Raw genomic sequence first — 1,296 nt, 5'->3', positions numbered from 1 at the left:
GGCAGGATCGCGCCGGCCTGGGGCGCGGGCGCCGGGCGCGGATCCGCCGGCACCGGTGCCGCCGCGTGCGCGACGGGAGCCGCCGCCGGGGCGGGGCGCGCGGCCTTCAGGCGGTTGAGGTCCTCGTCCTGGGCCGCGACCGCCACGGCGAGCTCCCGCACGATGCCCCCGAGGAGGCCGATCTCGGCCGTCACCTCGGCGAGGCCGTCCGCGAGGCCCGGCGCCGGGCCGGCGGCGGCGCCGGCGTCCGGTGCGGCAGGGACGCCGGCATCCCGGCCGGCCGGGACGCCGGCATTCGGGGCGGCGAGGGCGGGCGCCTCCAGGGCGAGGAGCCGGCGCGACAGGAGGTCGACCTCGCCCGAGAGCTTCTCCGCCTGCGCGGCGGCGCGCCGGGCCCGGCGCAGGCCCGCCCACGCGGCGGCGCTGGCCGCCATCGCCCAGACCAGCCCCAGCCCGGCCACGACGCCGAGGGCGGGCGCCGCCAGGAAGGCCACGACGAGGCAGAGCCCGCCCCCGAGGAGGCAGGCGAGGCAGAGCGCGACGACCCCCGCGGAAGGCCCGCCGGCGCGCCGGGCTTTCGTCGGAGCCATGGCGGTTGCTCTCCTGGCGTGGACGGGCCGGGCCGTCGGCCCCGGCAGACCCCTGGTTGTCGCCGAGGCGTCGGGGTACCGCAAGCCGCCCGCGGAGGGCTGCCCACGGGTTTCCGGCGACCGTGGCCGACGGACGTCGCGGCCCTCGCCGCCCGGCCCTCGCCGCCCGGCCCTCGCCGCCCGGCCCTCGCCGCCCGGCCCTTGCCTCGCAGCCCTTGCCGCCCGACATCGCCCCTGCGGCCGGGACGCGCCGCTCGGACGAGGCGAACCTGAGATGGGCGAGCAGAGCGGCGCGGGCGACGGCAGGGCGCTCATGATGCAGGTCGAGGGCATGACCTGCCAGGGCTGCGTCGCGGCGGTGACCCGGGCGATCCAGCGCCTCGACCCGGCGGCCGAGGTCGCGGTCGACCTGGCGCACGGCCGCGTCGCGGTCACCACCGCGGCCCAGGCCCTCGACGTGGCGCAGGCCCTGGGCAAGGCCGGCTACGAGGCCCGCGCCATGACGGGCTGAAGGCCCGTCCCCTGCCGACGGCGGGCTGAAGGCCCGTCCCCTGCCGACGGCGGGCTGAAGGCCCGTCCCCTGCCGACGGCGGGCTGAAGGCCCGTCCTCCGCTCGCGGCGACGGGCGCGGGGTGCCGTTCCGCCGACGATGCGTCAACCGCCGCGGGCCGTGCTCTAGGCTGTGTGGACTCTTGGGGTTCACAAG

General features: G+C 80.0%; 1 protein-coding gene and 1 pseudogene. One reads left to right on the top strand and one right to left on the bottom strand.

Annotation, left to right across the window (positions count from 1 at the left end; translation table 11 throughout):
* Window positions 1-590: pseudogene (locus tag DT057_RS34955) on the bottom strand (hypothetical protein); the annotation flags it as partial.
* Between the two features lie 274 nt (window positions 591-864).
* Between DT057_RS34955 and DT057_RS34950 the strand changes: the two are divergent.
* Complete coding sequence (locus tag DT057_RS34950) at window positions 865-1,101, top strand: heavy-metal-associated domain-containing protein (RefSeq protein ID WP_238313848.1); 237 nt, start codon at window positions 865-867, stop codon at window positions 1,099-1,101.
* Window positions 1,102-1,296: the final 195 nt, after the last annotated feature.

Source organism: Methylobacterium crusticola, from assembly GCF_003574465.1.
GTDB classification, from domain to species: Bacteria; Pseudomonadota; Alphaproteobacteria; order Rhizobiales; family Beijerinckiaceae; genus Methylobacterium; species Methylobacterium crusticola.
This window is presented reverse-complemented; position numbering and strand designations above follow the sequence as displayed.